Annotated in this window: 14 protein-coding genes and 1 pseudogene; 6 read left to right on the forward strand and 9 right to left on the reverse strand. The window is 71.9% G+C overall.

The window, feature by feature from the left end; all coding sequences use genetic code 11:
• From GT042_RS31745 to rsmI, 4 genes and pseudogenes are all read right to left on the reverse strand, one after another.
• Positions 1–272 (reverse strand): annotated as a pseudogene (locus GT042_RS31745) (hypothetical protein); the annotation flags it as partial.
• 216 nt (positions 273–488) lie between these two features.
• Entirely contained in the window at positions 489–1367 is an 879-nt protein-coding gene (locus tag GT042_RS31750; protein ID WP_161312146.1) for a TatD family hydrolase, read from the reverse strand.
• A gap of 74 nt (positions 1368–1441) precedes the next feature.
• A complete protein-coding gene (locus tag GT042_RS31755; RefSeq protein WP_161312147.1) occupies positions 1442–1888 on the reverse strand; it encodes a hypothetical protein in 447 nt (148 codons plus the stop codon).
• A gap of 128 nt (positions 1889–2016) precedes the next feature.
• Positions 2017–3018, reverse strand: coding sequence for a 16S rRNA (cytidine(1402)-2'-O)-methyltransferase (gene rsmI, locus GT042_RS31760; RefSeq protein ID WP_237531403.1), 1002 nt, complete (start codon positions 3016–3018; stop codon positions 2017–2019).
• A gap of 125 nt (positions 3019–3143) precedes the next feature.
• Here rsmI and GT042_RS31765 point away from each other — a divergent pair, with 125 nt between their 5' ends.
• Positions 3144–4871, forward strand: a complete 1728-nt coding sequence (locus GT042_RS31765) for a phospholipid carrier-dependent glycosyltransferase (RefSeq protein ID WP_161312148.1) — start codon at positions 3144–3146, stop codon at positions 4869–4871.
• 97 nt (positions 4872–4968) lie between these two features.
• Here GT042_RS31765 and GT042_RS31770 read toward each other — a convergent pair whose 3' ends face one another.
• Positions 4969–5421, reverse strand: coding sequence for an HIT family protein (locus GT042_RS31770; RefSeq protein ID WP_161312149.1), 453 nt, complete (start codon positions 5419–5421; stop codon positions 4969–4971).
• 128 nt (positions 5422–5549) lie between these two features.
• On the opposite strand from GT042_RS31770, the gene GT042_RS31775 reads away from it, so the two are divergent.
• Positions 5550–6035: a hypothetical protein gene (locus tag GT042_RS31775; RefSeq protein WP_161312150.1), complete on the forward strand. Its 486-nt coding sequence runs from the start codon at positions 5550–5552 to the stop codon at positions 6033–6035.
• A gap of 90 nt (positions 6036–6125) precedes the next feature.
• On the opposite strand, the gene GT042_RS31780 is transcribed toward GT042_RS31775, so the two are convergent.
• Positions 6126–7034 (reverse strand): SMI1/KNR4 family protein, encoded by a 909-nt coding sequence (locus GT042_RS31780; protein ID WP_161312151.1) that lies wholly within the window; start codon positions 7032–7034, stop codon positions 6126–6128.
• Between the two features lie 146 nt (positions 7035–7180).
• Here GT042_RS31780 and GT042_RS31785 point away from each other — a divergent pair, with 146 nt between their 5' ends.
• The 4 genes from GT042_RS31785 (at position 7181) to GT042_RS31800 (ending at position 12146) form a co-directional block, all read left to right on the forward strand.
• Positions 7181–8590, forward strand: a complete 1410-nt coding sequence (locus GT042_RS31785) for a mycothione reductase (protein ID WP_161312152.1) — start codon at positions 7181–7183, stop codon at positions 8588–8590.
• Positions 8591–8851: 261 nt separating this feature from the next.
• Positions 8852–10495 carry a penicillin-binding transpeptidase domain-containing protein gene (locus GT042_RS31790; protein ID WP_161312153.1) on the forward strand — a complete coding sequence of 548 codons (1644 nt, stop codon included), beginning with the start codon at positions 8852–8854 and terminating at the stop codon, positions 10493–10495.
• 227 nt (positions 10496–10722) lie between these two features.
• Entirely contained in the window at positions 10723–11298 is a 576-nt protein-coding gene (locus tag GT042_RS31795) for a YbaK/EbsC family protein (protein WP_161312154.1), read from the forward strand.
• Complete coding sequence (locus tag GT042_RS31800; RefSeq protein WP_161312155.1) at positions 11295–12146, forward strand: DMT family transporter; 852 nt, start codon at positions 11295–11297, stop codon at positions 12144–12146. The genes GT042_RS31795 and GT042_RS31800 overlap by 4 nt, the downstream gene beginning before the upstream one ends.
• A 44-nt stretch (positions 12147–12190) precedes the next feature.
• Here the strand turns inward: GT042_RS31800 and GT042_RS31805 are convergent, their stop codons facing one another.
• From GT042_RS31805 to GT042_RS31815, 3 genes are all read right to left on the reverse strand, one after another.
• Positions 12191–12706, reverse strand: coding sequence for a GNAT family N-acetyltransferase (locus tag GT042_RS31805; protein ID WP_161312156.1), 516 nt, complete (start codon positions 12704–12706; stop codon positions 12191–12193).
• A gap of 79 nt (positions 12707–12785) precedes the next feature.
• Positions 12786–13556, reverse strand: a complete 771-nt coding sequence (locus GT042_RS31810) for an SDR family NAD(P)-dependent oxidoreductase (protein ID WP_345944001.1) — start codon at positions 13554–13556, stop codon at positions 12786–12788.
• A 586-nt stretch (positions 13557–14142) separates the two neighbouring features.
• A partial coding sequence (locus tag GT042_RS31815) for a serine hydrolase domain-containing protein (RefSeq protein ID WP_161312158.1) occupies positions 14143–14675 on the reverse strand: 533 nt, incomplete at its 5' end.

Raw genomic sequence — 14675 nt, forward strand, 5'->3', positions numbered from 1 at the left:
GTGGGGATGGGGGCGGGGGTGGGTCCGGGTTCCAGGGCGTACGCGTCGGGGCCGGCGGAGGATGCGCTGTAAGGGTCGTGCGTGCTGTACGGGGCGTTCGGGGCGTACGTGTCATGGGTGCCGTACCCGTCATGCGTGTCGTACGCCTCGGGAGCCTCGTACCCGCCGCCGTACGGCACAGGCACCTGTCCCCCGAACGGCAGCACCCGCGCGACCCGTCTCAGGTCCAGGGTCTCCATCAGCTCGGTCGGCTCGGCCGTTTCCACGGCCATGGCACCGCGGTGCCCGCCGCGTGCGGCCCGGTGACTGCCTTGCGCATTGCTCACGACGCTCCAGAGGGATCCGGTCGGCCCCGCCGCGATCGACGGTGCGGCCGGGACACTAGCGGAGCTTCGGTCACTCTCCAAAGCGACTCGACCACTCAACGTCGCGGACGCTACCCTGCGCGCCGCGTCGCCTCAGGGCCGCCCGCGGCTCGCGCGAGGGCCTCAGGACGCCTCGTAACCGAACGCCCGCGCCGTATTGCGCGCGATCGCCTCCGCCAACGTGTCCTCTCCGATCCCACGCACCTCAGCCATCGCGCGCAAAGTGACCGGAATCAGATAGGGCGCATTCGGCCGGCCCCGGTAGGGCGCCGGTGTGAGAAAGGGCGCATCTGTCTCGACAAGGATGAGTTCCAATGGCGCTACTGTGAGCGCGTCACGCAACGGCTGAGCGTTTTTGAATGTCACATTGCCTGCGAAAGACAGAAAGTAACCGGCCGCCGAACAAATTTCGGCCATTTCCGCGTCACCCGAATAACAATGGAACACCGTACGCTCCGGCGCACCTTCTTCGGCCAGGATGCGCAGCACATCCGCGTGCGCCTCGCGGTCGTGGATGACCAGCGCCTTACCGTGCCGTTTGGCCATCTCGATGTGGGCGCGGAACGACCGTTCCTGCGCGGCGACGCCGTCCGGGCCTGTCCGGAAATAGTCGAGACCGGTCTCGCCGACGGCCCGTACGTGGGGCAGCGCGGCCAGCCGGTCGATCTCCGTCAGCGCGTCGTCCAGCGCCGCGTCGCCGCCGCCGGGGCGCGCGCCCTGGCGCGACCACCCGTCGGGGTCGCCGAGCACGATCCGGGGGGCTTCGTTGGGGTGCAGGGCCACCGCCGCGTGGACGTTCTCGTACGCGGCTGCCGTCTCGGCGGCCCACCGGGACCCCTTGAGGTCGCACCCCACCTGGACCACGGTCGCCACACCGACCGAGGCGGCCTTCTTCAGGGCGTCCTCGACCGTGCTGTCCTGCATGTCCAGGTGGGTGTGCGAATCCGCGACCGGCACCCGGAGGGGCTCGGGCAACGGTGGCGCGGCCTGTTTCGAACTCATGGGCGCGATCCTACGAGAGGACCACGCCCATGGGTTCACGTGCGGGTGCGGTGGTGCGGTTCACCTGCTGTGGCTCACCTGCGGTGATGGAACGGGTGCAGCAGGTCCGACAGGTGCCAGTGGTGGACGGGCCTCCCCGTGCCCCCGTCCCCCGGCTCCGACCCGTCGCCCTGCGCGGGTATGTTGCCGTTCTTGTCCGCCTTGGACGCCTTCCCGGCCCTGCCGGTCCTGGCCGCCTTGGTCGTCCTCGCGGGTTCGTGGTGCTGCATCGCCAGTGCCCTCACCGACGACACCTGCCCGGACCTCATGATCCGGACGACGTGTCCCCCGCAGTTGCTGCACGACGGGCTGGAGAGCGGGGAAGGAACCCGCACTCCGCCGGCCTTGTATACGACGAAATTGTGGCCCGTGCCGTCGACGTGGTGCTCTATGTCATAGGCCTGTTCCCACCCATGACCACAGCGCATGCAACAGAACGCATATGCCTCGTGAGCGACGGCGGCGCCCGTAATCTCAGTCATGCCAGCTCCTCTCCACTTCTCCAGTGGACGCCTATTACGGCGGGAGCGCACCAGGCCCTGTCGATTAATGGAGCGGTCTTGGCCTACTCATGCCCAAATGGCCCGGCACCCGGTCTGCGCTTTGCATTTCACGGTCGTCCTTTACCTTCCCGAGCGGCGTTCTTCGCCGCGACCACGGCGTCGAACACCTCGCGCTTGGGCAGCCCCGCCTCGGTGGCGACGGCGGCGATGGCCTCCTTGCGCCGCTCGCCCGCCTCCTCCCTCACCAGCACCCTGCGCACCAGCTCCTCCGGGGCCAGGTCACCGGCCCCCGGGGCCGGCGCGCCCTCGACGACGACGGTGATCTCTCCCCGTACCCCTTCCGCCGCCCAGGCGGCCAGCTCGCCGAGACCGCCGCGCCTGATCTCCTCGTACGTCTTGGTCAGCTCGCGGCACACGGCGGCCCTGCGGTCGGCGCCGAAGACCTCGGCCATCGCGGCGAGGCTGTCGTCCAGCCGGTGCGGGGCCTCGAAGTAGACGAGGGTGCGGCGCTCACCGGCGGCTTCCCTGAGCCGGGTGAGGCGTTCGCCCGCCTTGCGGGGCAGGAAGCCCTCGAAGCAGAAGCGGTCGACGGGCAGGCCGGAGAGGGCCAGCGCGGTCAGGACGGCGGACGGTCCCGGTACGGCGGTGACCCTGATGTCACGCTCGACCGCGGCGGCCACCAGCCGGTAGCCGGGGTCCGAGACGGACGGCATGCCCGCGTCCGTGACGAGCAGCACCCGCGCGCCGCCGGCCAGGGCCTCGACCAGATCCGGGGTCCTGGCCGACTCGTTGGCCTCGAAGTAGGACACGATCCGGCCACGGGGCTGCACGCCGAGCGCCTGGGTGAGGCGGCGCAGCCGACGGGTGTCCTCGGCGGCGATGACGTCGGCGGTCTCCAGCTCGGCGGTGAGCCGGGGCGGGGCGTCGCCGAAGTCGCCGATGGGGGTGCCGGCGAGGACGAGGACGCCGCCGGTGGGGCGGGTGGCGTAGGCGCCGGGTTCGAGGGGGAGGTCGTCGTCGCTCTCTCCCGTTCCCTCTGCCGTTCCCTCTCCGGGTCCCGCTCCCTCTCCCTCCCTGTCGTCATCTTCCTCTTCGTGCGGCGCACTCAATGGATGAGATTCGTACGCTTCATACGGCTCGTTCGGTCCCGGCGTTGCCTGCGTTCCGTTCACATCCGTCATCCTCGCAGGGCGCGACGCGCACCACTCACAGCGGCGTTCCCTACGATGGCGCGGTGACCAGTACTGCGCCAGAAGCCCTCCAGGGGCCCGACGCCGGCGACAAGCCGCCCTCATGGCCCCAGCGGCTGCGCCGATTCGGCCATGTTCCCCGGCCGGTGATCGGGCTGCGCGAGCGGCTGGTGCCGCCGTACACCGAGCCCTCCGAGCGGCTGTGGGCGGTGCTCGCGTGCCCGCCCGTCCTGGCGGCGCGGCTGACACGCTGGTCGGCGTGGGGCGGGCCGCTGCTGATCACGCTGGTGGCGGGGCTGCTGCGGTTCTGGCACCTGGGGTCACCCAAGGCGGTGATATTCGACGAGACGTACTACGCCAAGGACGCCTGGGCCCTGATGCACCAGGGGTACGAGGGCAACTGGAAGGTCAAGGACGTCGACAAGCTGATCCTGGCCGACCCGTCGTCCGTGACGGTGCCGTCGGATCCCGGCTATGTCGTGCATCCGCCGGTGGGCAAGTGGGTCATCGGGCTGGGCGAGGAGATGTTCGGCCTCAACCCGTTCGGCTGGCGTTTCATGGTGGCGGTGCTCGGCACGCTGTCGGTGCTGCTGCTCTGCCGGATCGGGCGGCGGCTGTTCCGTTCGACGTTCCTGGGGTGCCTGGCGGGGGCGCTGCTGACCGTCGACGGCCTGCACTTCGTCATGAGCCGTACGGCGCTGCTCGACCTGATCCTGATGTTCTTCGTGCTGGCCGCGTTCGGGTGCCTGCTGATCGATCGCGACTGGGCCCGGCGCAAGCTGGCCGCCGCGCTGCCCGAGGACGCGGAGGGTGTCCTGCGTCCGGACGTCAGGATCGCGGAGAACCTCCGGCTGGGGTGGCGGCCGTGGCGGCTCGCGGCCGGGGTGATGATCGGGCTGGCGATCGGGACGAAGTGGAGCGGGCTGTACGTCCTGGTCGCCTTCGCGGTCATGACGGTGCTGTGGGACGTGGGCGCGCGCCGCACGGCCGGAGCCGTACGTCCGTACCGGGCTGTGATCCTGCGGGACATCCTGCCCGCGTTCGTGTCGACGGTGCCGGTGGCGGTGGCGACGTATCTGGCGTCGTGGACGGGCTGGTTCGTCACGGACGACGGCTACTTCCGCGACTGGGCGACCAAGGGCGAGGGCAGGGGCGGGCACTTCACGTGGCTGCCGGACTCGATCCGGAGCCTGTGGCACTACGAGTACGAGGTCTTCCAGTTCCACACGAACCTGACCTCGGGCCACACGTACCAGTCGAACCCGTGGAGCTGGATCGTCCTGGGCCGGCCCGTCTCGTACTTCTACGAGTCCCCGGCGGCCGGCACGGACGGCTGCCCGGCGACGACGACGGGCAAGTGCGCCCGCGAGGTCCTGGCGCTGGGCACGCCGCTGCTGTGGTGGACGGCGGCGTTCGCGCTGCTCTTCCTGCTGTGGCGGTGGATCTTCCGCCGCGACTGGCGCGCGGGCGCGATCGCGTGCGCGGTGGCGGCGGGCTGGCTGCCGTGGTTCCACTACCAGGAACGCACGATCTTCCTCTTCTACGCGGTCATCTTCGTCCCGTTCCTGTGCCTGGCGGTCGCGATGATGATCGGCGCGATGGCGGGCCCGGCGGGCTCGGACGAACGCCGCCGCACGGTCGGCGCGGTGGGCGCGGGCGTGCTGGTCCTGCTGATCGTCTGGAACTTCATCTACTTCTGGCCGCTGTACACGGGGACGTCGATCCCGGTGGACTCGTGGCGGAACAGGATGTGGTTCGACACGTGGGTGTAGCGATCCTCGCGCACCGCGGTCCAGCGATCCTCGCGCACCGCGCGCCATGGGCGAACGGCTTTCCGGCCGGGCGCTGACGGAGCCGTACGGTTCGGGCTCAGGTGCCGAGGTGGGGGCGGAGTGAGTGGGCCAGGTGGTCGGCCCGGTCGGGCGTCACCTGTTGTTCCTTCGGGAGTTGGAGCAGGCTGAAAACGCCTGGTCCGCGGTGCTCCGGAGGCAGGTCCGCCGGGCGCGGCACGATGTGGAAGTGCACGTGGGCGAAGCCTTCGGCTTCGGCGAACTGGACCACGTAGGTCTTTACGCACCCGGTCGCGGCGCGCAGGGCCCGGGAGAGCTTGACCTGCCAGGTGCCCAGTGACGCGGCCTCGGTGTCCGTGAGGTCGTGGACCGCGGTGACATGGCGGCGGGGCAGCAGCACCAGCCAGCCGGGCAACGCCGTGTTGAGGGCGTGGGCCACCCGCCAGTGCTGGTCGAAGGCGACGCGCTCCCTCGGGGGGAGTTCGTCGAACCGTGCTTCCTGGGCGCACGCGTAGCAGGCGGAAGTCGTCATGACCAGGATCGTAGGGCCGTCTCGCCGCAGACACGGGATGCGACGGCCGTGGGGACTGTGACAGGCCTGTTGCTGGAATTGTGGGGTCCGTCACATGCGGGGTGGGGGTGGGCTGGTGCACTCTGCGGATGGTGCTTCTGCTGCTCATTCCGGTCGGTCTGATCACGGCCTTCGGCCTTGCCGGGTACGGCTTCGGCGGGCTCGGGCGGGTCGGGGTTCGGGGGGCCGGGCGGGAGATGTGGTTGCGGTGTCTCGGCTCGCTGCTGGGTGCGGGCGCGGTCGCCGTCTATACCTGGGGGCTGCTCCTTCTCGCGGGTGCGGTTCTGGAGGCGGAGGACGGAGGGACCGACTCCGCGCCGCTCCGGCCCTGCCGGACGCCCGGGCAGTGGGAGCGCGCGTTGCACGTCATCGACTACGACGTCGACTACGTACCCCTTCGCTTCGTCTGCGAGACGACGGGGGGTGGGAGCTTCGCCGCCGATGCCGTTCCCGGTTACGTCAATCCGGTCGTCGTGGGCTTCGCCCTGGGTGCCGTCGTCTGCGCCGGAGTTGCCGCCGTCACGGGGGAGATGTCCCAGCGCCGGGTGGGGAGTGGGGAAAAGCCCGGTGCGTGAGCGGCCGGGTGAGCGGTCCGGTGCGGGAGCGGTCCGGTGCGGGAGCGGTCCGGGTCGTGGTCCTGTCCGCTCCTCTTGTCTTGTGGGGCGTCAATCCGTCAGGGGGTGCCAGTCGTCCTCCTCCCCGCCCCACACCAGCGCCCCGTCCCTCAGGCCCGGCCTGTCCCTCGTCGCCAGGGCCGGGGCCTCCAGCATGTCGGCCGTCTCCTCCAAGTACGTGACCAACGTGTCGAGTTCGTCGGCCGGAGGTTCGTTGTAGCGGGACCAGCCGCCCAGGAAGCCGGTCGACGTGTCCAGGTACAGGCCCGACGTGCCGTCGGCCGGGGCCCGGGAGATCACCGGGATCCAGGTCGCCCGCCACGCGGTGAACCGGTCGTATTCCGGTTCCGGGCGGTGGGCGCCACGGGCGTCCATGCGGTGCCGGTACGACTCCGCCACGGCGTCCAGGGTCATCAGGGCCCGGTTTCCCGGCAGGCATCCCCGGCCGCCCACCCCGTCGTCGCCCGCCGTCAGGGACCAGAGGGCCCGCAGGGCGGGGGGTATCGGCGTGCCAAGGTCGTGTTCCAGGGCGGTGAGGGCGGCGGGGTCCGCGCCGGGCCGGAGGGCCTCGTGGGAGGCGGGGGCGTGGCGCAGGAGCCAGTGGGTCACGCGCTGCCACGCGTCCTTGACCTCTCGTACGGTGAGCGCCTCCGCGGCCGCCGCGGCGGCCGGGTCGACCGCCTGGTCCCGGGACCGGGCCGGAGTGGCTGCGCGGGTCGGGGTCGCCTGCCGTATCTCTATCCGGTCCGGACCGCGCAGGTAGTCGACCGCCAGGGTCGGGCAGTCCTCGAACAGGTCACCGTCCACCATCACGGTGAGGACGCCGGGCGGTCCCATGGGCCGGCCCAGCTCCGGCTCCTCGGCCAGCCGCCCGGCCAGGACCTTCAGGGCGTACGGAACTCCCGCGCCGAGTTCGGTGGCTGCCTCGCGCAAGCGCGGGGAGATCTCGACGTTCGTCACGGCTTGGTGCTCCTCGATCGGTGGTCGGAGGTCGGTCCGGGGTCGGCCCGAGGCCGGCCCGGGGCTGGTGCCCAGCCTGGGGGCGGGAGAGACTCTGGAGAGTCTGTAGCAGCGTGACGAACAGAACAGCAAGGACGGATCAGCGGATGCGCCATTACGACCTCGTCATCATCGGTTCCGGTTCAGGGAACTCGATCGTGGACGAGCGGTTCGCCGAGTGGGACGTGGCGATCGTGGAGAAGGGCATCGGGCCCGGCTCCGTGTACGGAGGGACGTGTCTGAACGTCGGTTGCATCCCGACCAAGATGTTCGTGCACGCGGCCGACACCGCCCGTACGCCCGCCGGTTCGGCCCGGCTCGGGGTGGATCTGGAGCTGCGGGGCGTGCGGTGGGGTGAGATCCGGGACCGGATCTTCGGCCGCATCGACCCCATCGCGGCCGGCGGCGAGCGCTACCGCGCCGAGGGCAGCCCCAATGTGACGCTGCTCAAGGGGACCGCCCGCTTCACCGGCGTACGGGAGTTGGTGGTCGAGACGGCCGCCGGGCCCGAGGCCGTCACGGCCGACCGGGTCGTCGTAGCCGCCGGGAGCCGGCCCGCCGTCCCCGCGCTGCCGGGGATCGACACGTCCGGTTACCTCACCAGCGACACCGTGATGCGCCTGGACGAACTGCCCCCGCGCATGATCATCATGGGCACGGGGTTCGTGGGCGTCGAGCTGGCGCACGTCTTCTCCGCCCTGGGCGTCGAGATCACCGTCATCGGGCGTTCGGACCTGCTGCTGCGCCACGAGGACACCGACATCGCCCGCCGCTTCACCGACCTCGCCGGTCAGCGCTGGGATCTGCGCATGGACCGGACCGCGTCGCGCGTGGAGAGGGAGGGGGGTCTGGTACGGGTGTACGTCGACGGCCCCGACGGACCCGAGATCCTTGAGGCCGAGGAACTCCTCGTCGCCACCGGCCGCGTCCCCAACACCGACCTGATCGACGCCGTCGCCGGCGGGCTCAAGCTCACCGACGACGGGCGGGTGTACGCGGACAGCACCCAGGCCACGTCCGTGGAGGGCGTCTGGGCCTTGGGCGACATCAGCTCCCCGTACCAGCTCAAGCATGTTGCCAACCACGAGGCGCGGGTGGTGCAGCACAACCTGCTGAACCCGGGCGCGCCCATCGAGTCCGACCACCGGTACGTGCCGCACGCCGTCTTCTCCGCGCCGAAGATCGCCTCGGTCGGCCTGACCGAGGAGCAGGCGCGCGCCGCCGGGATCGAGTACGTCTGCGCGACGCACGCGTACGCGGACATCGCGTACGGCTGGGCGATGGAGGACACCACCGGCTTCGTCAAACTCCTCGCCGACCCGATCACCGGCCTCCTCCTCGGCGCCCACCTCATCGGCCCCGAGGCGCCCACCCTGATCCAACCGGTCATCCAGGCCATGCACTTCGGCCTCGACGCGCGCACGATGGCGCGCGGTCAGTACTGGATCCATCCCGCGATGCCGGAGCTGGTCGAGAACGCCCTGCTCAAGCTGGATCTGCGGGTGGCGCCCGCGTAGGGAGGACCGCCGACGCGGGGGGTACGGGGCATCCGTACGGCATCCGTACACCGCCCGTACGGCATCCGCACACTGCCCGGATGTCGTCCGCACGCCGCCTGGATGTCGGCCGTACGCCGTCCGGATGTCGGCCGCACGCCGCCCGAATGTCATCGTCGCAGTCCGATAACACCCGGCCGATCTGTCACTCCTGTCCCGTAGAGTTCCCCCGACTGCCTCCTTGAACGTGTTCAAAGGAGGCCCCGGGGAGGGGACAGCAGGATGCGCAGCGGAGCGAAAGTGGCCATCGTCGGCGGGGTGTTCGCCGTGGTCGTCGGTGGGGTGGGGTACGGGGCGGTCAACGTCTACAACGGGCTCGGCGAGGGCGGGACGGGTGACACCACCACCGCCTCGCAGTCCGAGGAGGTCAAGACCGGGCCGCTGAGCGCCGAGGAGATCGACACGGCGGCCAAGGACTTCCTCGCCGCGTGGGCGAGCGGCAAGGACCCGGCCGCCGCCGCGCAGTTGACCAACAACGCCGCCGAGGCCCAGTCCGTGCTCACCGACTACCGGGACACGGCGCACGTCGCCTCCGCCGTCATCACCCCCGGGACCCCGGTCGGCGCGAAGGTGCCGTACACCGTCAAGGCCACCGTCACGTTCGACGGCAAGAGCAAGCCCTGGTCGTACAGCTCCGAACTGACGGTGGTGCGCGGCCTGACCACCGGCAAGCCGCTCGTCGACTGGGCGCCGAGCGTGATCCACCCCGACCTGACCGCGACCACGTCGCTGGTGACGGGCGAGGCGTCCGTCCCGCCGATCGAGGCGGTCGACCGCAACGGGACTGTGCTGACGGCGGAGAAGTACCCGTCGCTCGCGAGCATCCTGGACGAGCTGCGCAAGAAGTACGGCGAGGACGCGGGCGGCACGCCCGGCATCGAGCTGTCGCTGGCCAGCGACGACGCCACCACGCCCAACCGGACGCTCCTCACGCTCGCCAAGGGCAGGACCGGCAAGCTGCGCACGACGCTGGACGCGAACGTCCAGGCGGCGGCGGAGACGGCGGTGAAGAAGTTCAGCGAGGCGTCGGTCGCGGCCGTCAAGCCGAGCACCGGCGAGATCATCGCGGTCGCCAACAACCGGAGCGACGGCTGGAACGCGGCGATGCTCGGCAAGCAGGCGCCCGGCTCCACGCTCAAGATCATGACGGCGGCGATGCTGATGGAGAAGGGCCTCGCGAGCCCGGACGGCGCGGCGGACTGCTCCCCCGATGTGCTCTACCAGGGGCGTACGTTCACCAACCTCGACGGCTTCTCGATCCCGGGCGGCACCTTCGCGCAGAGCTTCGCCCGCTCCTGCAACACCGGCTTCATCCACTTCATCGACGACACCCACGACGACGCCGCGCTGAGCAAGGAGGCCCAGGAGGTCTTCGGCATCGGGCTCAACTGGCAGACGGGCGTGACGTCGTTCGACGGCAGCGTGCCGGCCGCGGCGGGCGGCGAGGCGGCGGCGCAGTACATCGGGCAGGGCACGGTGCAGATGAACGTGCTCAACCTGGCGTCGATCACGGCCACCGCGAAGAACGGCACGTTCCGGCAGCCGGTCATCGTGTCCAAGACGCTGGACGACCGGCAGATCGCGTACGCGCAGCGCTCGCTGCCGTCCGCCGTGTCGCAGAACCTGCGGTACATGATGCGGCTGACCGCGACGAGTTCGTACGGCACCGCCACGCAGGCGATGTCGGGGCTCGGCGGTGACAAGGGCGCGAAGACCGGCTCCGCCGAGGTCGACAACCAGGCCGACTCGAACAGCTGGTTCACCGGCTACCAGGACGACCTGTCGGCCGCGGCGGTGGTCCAGTCCGGCGGGCACGGGGCGGACGCGGCGGGGCCGGTGGTGGCGGCGGTGCTGGGAGCGGGGTGAGCCTGGGCTCACTGGGGCCGGGGCTCACGGGGGTGGCGGGCTCGCGGAGGTGGCGTGGACTACGGGGGTGGCGGGCTCACTGAGGGGCCGGGGCACACGGAGGTGGCGGGCTCACTGAGGTGCCGGGGCCTACGGAGGTGCCGGGGCTCACGGAGGTGCCGGCCGGAGGCCTCGCGGGCGTGAAAGCCGTTCGCGGAGCCCGTACCCCGCCGACTAGCGTGCCGGCCATGAACGAACGCGACACCACGGCAGCCCCCACCACCGCGCCTCACCCCCCGGGGCCCAACACCGCGGCACCCGCCCCGGCCGCGGCACCCGCCACCGCCGCGCACCCCCGCTTCGCCGAGGCCCTGCGCGAGCTGGGCCTCGGCCACCTGGCCGGGGAGATCCGCCGCTTCCCCGACGCCACCCGCACCGCCGCCGAGGCCGCGGCGGCGGTCGGCTGCGCGCTGGACGAGATCGTGAAGTCCCTGGTCTTCGAGGCCGACGGGGTCCCGGTCCTGGTGCTGATGGACGGCGCCTCACGGGTCGATCTGGAGCGGGTACGGCAGGAGTTGGGCGCCGCGGCCGTCACCCGGGCGAACGCCGACCGGGTACGGGAGACCACCGGGTACGCCATCGGCGGCATCCCGCCCTTCGGCCACCGTACGAAGACCACCGTCCTCGCCGACCGGGGCCTGCTCGACCACGCCGTGGTGTGGGCGGCGGCGGGCACCCCGCACACCGTCTTCCCGATGGACCCCGCGTCCCTGGTGGCCCACGCCGGCGGCACCCTGGTGGACGTCCGCGAGCGCAAGGCGTGACTCCGCTCGTCGCCGTGGCGGTCTTGGTGGCCGCCCTCACCCACGCGAGCTGGAACGCCATCGCGCACACCATCCGCGACCAGCTCCTCGCCTTCACCCTGATCGCCGGGAGCGGCGCGGCGCTCGGCGTGGTGGCCGCGTGTTTCGCCCCGCTGCCGCACGCGGCGGCCTGGCCGTACCTCCTCGTCTCGGCGGCGCTGCACATCGCCTACCAGGCGCTGCTGATGCGGTCGTTCAGCCTGGGCGACTTCGGCCAGATGTACCCGATCGCGCGCGGGACCGCGCCGCTGGTGGTCACCGTGCTGGCCGCGCTCTTCGTCGGCGAGAAACTCGACGCCTGGCAGGCGGCGGGGGTGGCGGTGGCGTCGGCGGGGCTGGTGGGGGTGGCCCTGTGGGGCGTCAAGGGCTCGCGCACCAAGCCCCACTGGCCCGCGCTGGTGGCGGCGCTGGCGACGGGCCTGTCGATCGCCGCGTACACCGTCGTGGACGGGGTGGGGGTACGGAACTCGGGCTCGGCGGTCAGCTACCTCGCGTGGCTGATGATCCTGGAGGGCGTCCTGATCCCGGCGTACGCGCTCCACGTGCGCGGCGCCCGCGTCCTTCTCCTCCAACTCCGCCCGCACGCCGCGCTGGGCCTGCTGGGCGGCTTCCTGTCGGTCATGGCGTACGGGCTGGTCCTGTGGGCCCAGACCCGGGCGGCGCTGGCCCCGATCGCGGCGCTGCGGGAGTCGTCGATCATCGTGGGGGCGGCGATAGGGGCGGTGTTCTTCAAGGAGCGCTTCGGCACGCCGAGGATCGCGGCGGCGGGGCTGATGGTGGTGGGGATCGGCCTGATGCTGCACACGTGACGGCGGGGGTCCCCGCCTGCACACGTGACGGCGGGCGTCCCCGGTCAGGGACCCGTACCGATCGACGGGCGTGCCAACTCCCGTACGTACGTGATCCCCGGCCTCCCGCCCGTCCCGCCCAGGACGCTCTCGCCCGTAGGGGTGAATCCGGTGCGGGTCAGGACGGCCCGCGAGGCGAGGTTGTCGCGCGCCGCGCCCGCCCGCAGGGAGGTCAGTCCGTACTCCGTGGCGGCCAGCCTGAGGATCCGGCGGACCGCGACGGTCGCCAGCCCTCTCCCCGCGGCCTTCTCGGCGATACGGAAGCCCAGTTCGGCGGAGCCGTCCGCCACGTCCACCAGGTTGACGCGCCCCACCACCTCTCCCCCGCGCTCCACCAGCAGGTGGAAGTGGCAGAGCCCGGCGGCCTGTTCCGCGAGCAGCGCGTCGTGGCGGGCGTCGAAGTGCGCGAAGTACGCGTCGCCGCGGTCCGTGACCGACGCGGCGAAGTAGGCCCGGTTCTCGCGCTCGAACGCGAGGAGGGCCGGGGCGTGGTCGGGGCGCAGGCGCTGGAGTTCGGGCATGGGGGAACGGTACGGGGACGCGTGAGGGCGGCGCGGCGGCAGGTGGCCGTCCCCGGCCGCCACGTACCGGACGACGGGCTCAGTCCTCGCCCCCGAGGGCCCGTCGCAGGCCGAGGTTGCTCGTCAGGATGCCGCCGTCGACCGGGAGCGTCACGCCGGTGATCCACGCCGCGTCCGTGGACGCGAGGAACGCCACCGCCGACGCGATGTCCTCCGGGGTGCCCACCCGGCCCGCCGGGTAGTGCGCGGCGGCGCGGTCCAGCGCGTCCTCGCGGCCCGCCCAGCCCTCCGTACGGATGGTGCCGGGGGCGACGAGGTTCACCCGTACCCCTCGGGGGGCGGCATGGCCCGCGAGAGTACGGGTGAGGCTCGCGAGGCCCGCCTTGGCCGCGCTGTAGGCGTGGTTGCCGAAGTCCTGCTCGCCGTTGACCGACCCGATGGAGACGATCGCGCCGCGCCCCGAGGCCGCCAGATGCGGCAGCGCGGCCCGCGCGCAGCGGAACGCCCCGGTCAGGGTGATGTCGAGGTCCCGCGCCCAGACGTCGTCCGGCTCGTCCTCGAAGAGCGGTGCGTCGGGTGCGCAGGCGTACGCGTTGTTGACGAGGACGTCGAGGGAGCCGAACTGCTCCACGGCGTACGCGACCGCCGCCTCGACCTCCGTACGGTCGGCCACGTCGCACCGGTACCCGAGCGCACCGGGCAGAGAGCTGGCCGTGGCCCGAGCCCGCTCCTCATCCAGATCGGTGACGAGGACGCGGGCCCCCTCGGCGGTCAGCCGCCGCGCGGTGGCCGCTCCAATCCCCCGCCCGGCCCCGGTGATCAGCACCCCGTACCCACCGAACCGCCGCACCCTGGGCGGCACTTCCCCCACCGACTCGTCCCCGGTCCGTCCCGCCTCCGGCTGATCCACCTGTCGCATGCCACTCACTCCGTCCGGCCACCCGACCCATCCGGCCGGCGGTCCGGCGATCATGCCGCCGAACGCACCTCCCGCACCAGGGCCGGGCGGCGGCCGGTCACTTCTGCCGGCCGAAGGTCTCCGAATGGGGGGTTGCAGAAGATGGTCGCGCCGACTTGGCGAGGCCTTTCGCACGGCGTAGACCAAGGGGGCTCTCTACAGTGCCGCCCGAGGTCCGACGATCCCCCTCGCGGACCGGATCTCCGTCCAGGACGGGCGTACCGGCGCATAGGCTCCCACCGTGCAGGCGAGGATGCATGGCTTGGCAATAGGCGGCTCGTTGCGCGCTACGCGGATGCTGATCATGACGGGGTCTGACTCGGCGCAATCATTGGTGTTTCCGCCGGTCAGGATGAAGGCCACTGACAGGAAGGCCGTCGTGACCGACGTCCAGCAGGGGACCACGTACATTCTCCGGTCCTCGGCCACCCAGTTCCCGCCCCCTCCCCAGATGGGCCGAGGCCCCCTGATCCGGCGGTCAGAGCGCCGCGCGTACCGCGCGCACCAGCGCCTGTGCCCTCGGGTCCGCCGTGACGCCCTTGCGCATGCCGTTCGTGACGTAGCCGAACGCGATGCCCGACTCGGGGTCCGCGAAGCCCAGGGCGCCGCCGCGGCCCGGGTGGCCGAAGGAGCCGGGGCCCAGGAGGGGGGCCGCCGGGCCGTGGAGCATGAAGCCCAGGCCGAAGCGGGTGGCGACGACCAGGACCCGGTCCGGGCCCGCCGACTCCTCCGTGCGGGCCAGGGTGAGCGTGGCGGGGGCGAACAGGCGGTGGCCGTCGACCGGTCCGAGCATCGCCGCGTAGACGCGCGCCAGGGCCCGCGCCGTCGAGATCCCGCCCCCGGCGGGCAGCTCGGCGGCGCGGTAGGCGGGATCGTTCTCGTCCGCCCGGGGCGCGATCGCGCCGAACGCCCGCCGTGTCAGCGACTCCGGGTCCTTGTACGCCTCCGACACGGACCGCTTCGGCCGCAGCCGCAGCTCACCGCCCCCCTCGGCGGCGGGCGGCGCCTCGG

The sequence above is a fragment of the Streptomyces sp. SID3212 genome, assembly GCF_009865405.1.
In the GTDB taxonomy this organism is placed as follows: Bacteria; Actinomycetota; Actinomycetes; order Streptomycetales; family Streptomycetaceae; genus Streptomyces.

Coding starts and splice junctions, on each gene's coding strand:
- GT042_RS31755 (WP_161312147.1), bottom strand. CDS start 1,888: ATGACTGAGATTACGGGCGCCGCCGTCGCTCACGAGGCATATGCGTTC.
- GT042_RS31790 (WP_161312153.1), top strand. CDS start 8,852: ATGCGCAGCGGAGCGAAAGTGGCCATCGTCGGCGGGGTGTTCGCCGTG.
- GT042_RS31770 (WP_161312149.1), bottom strand. CDS start 5,421: ATGACGACTTCCGCCTGCTACGCGTGCGCCCAGGAAGCACGGTTCGAC.
- GT042_RS31775 (WP_161312150.1), top strand. CDS start 5,550: ATGGTGCTTCTGCTGCTCATTCCGGTCGGTCTGATCACGGCCTTCGGC.
- GT042_RS31750 (WP_161312146.1), bottom strand. CDS start 1,367: ATGAGTTCGAAACAGGCCGCGCCACCGTTGCCCGAGCCCCTCCGGGTG.
- GT042_RS31805 (WP_161312156.1), bottom strand. CDS start 12,706: ATGCCCGAACTCCAGCGCCTGCGCCCCGACCACGCCCCGGCCCTCCTC.
- GT042_RS31795 (WP_161312154.1), top strand. CDS start 10,723: ATGAACGAACGCGACACCACGGCAGCCCCCACCACCGCGCCTCACCCC.
- GT042_RS31785 (WP_161312152.1), top strand. CDS start 7,181: ATGCGCCATTACGACCTCGTCATCATCGGTTCCGGTTCAGGGAACTCG.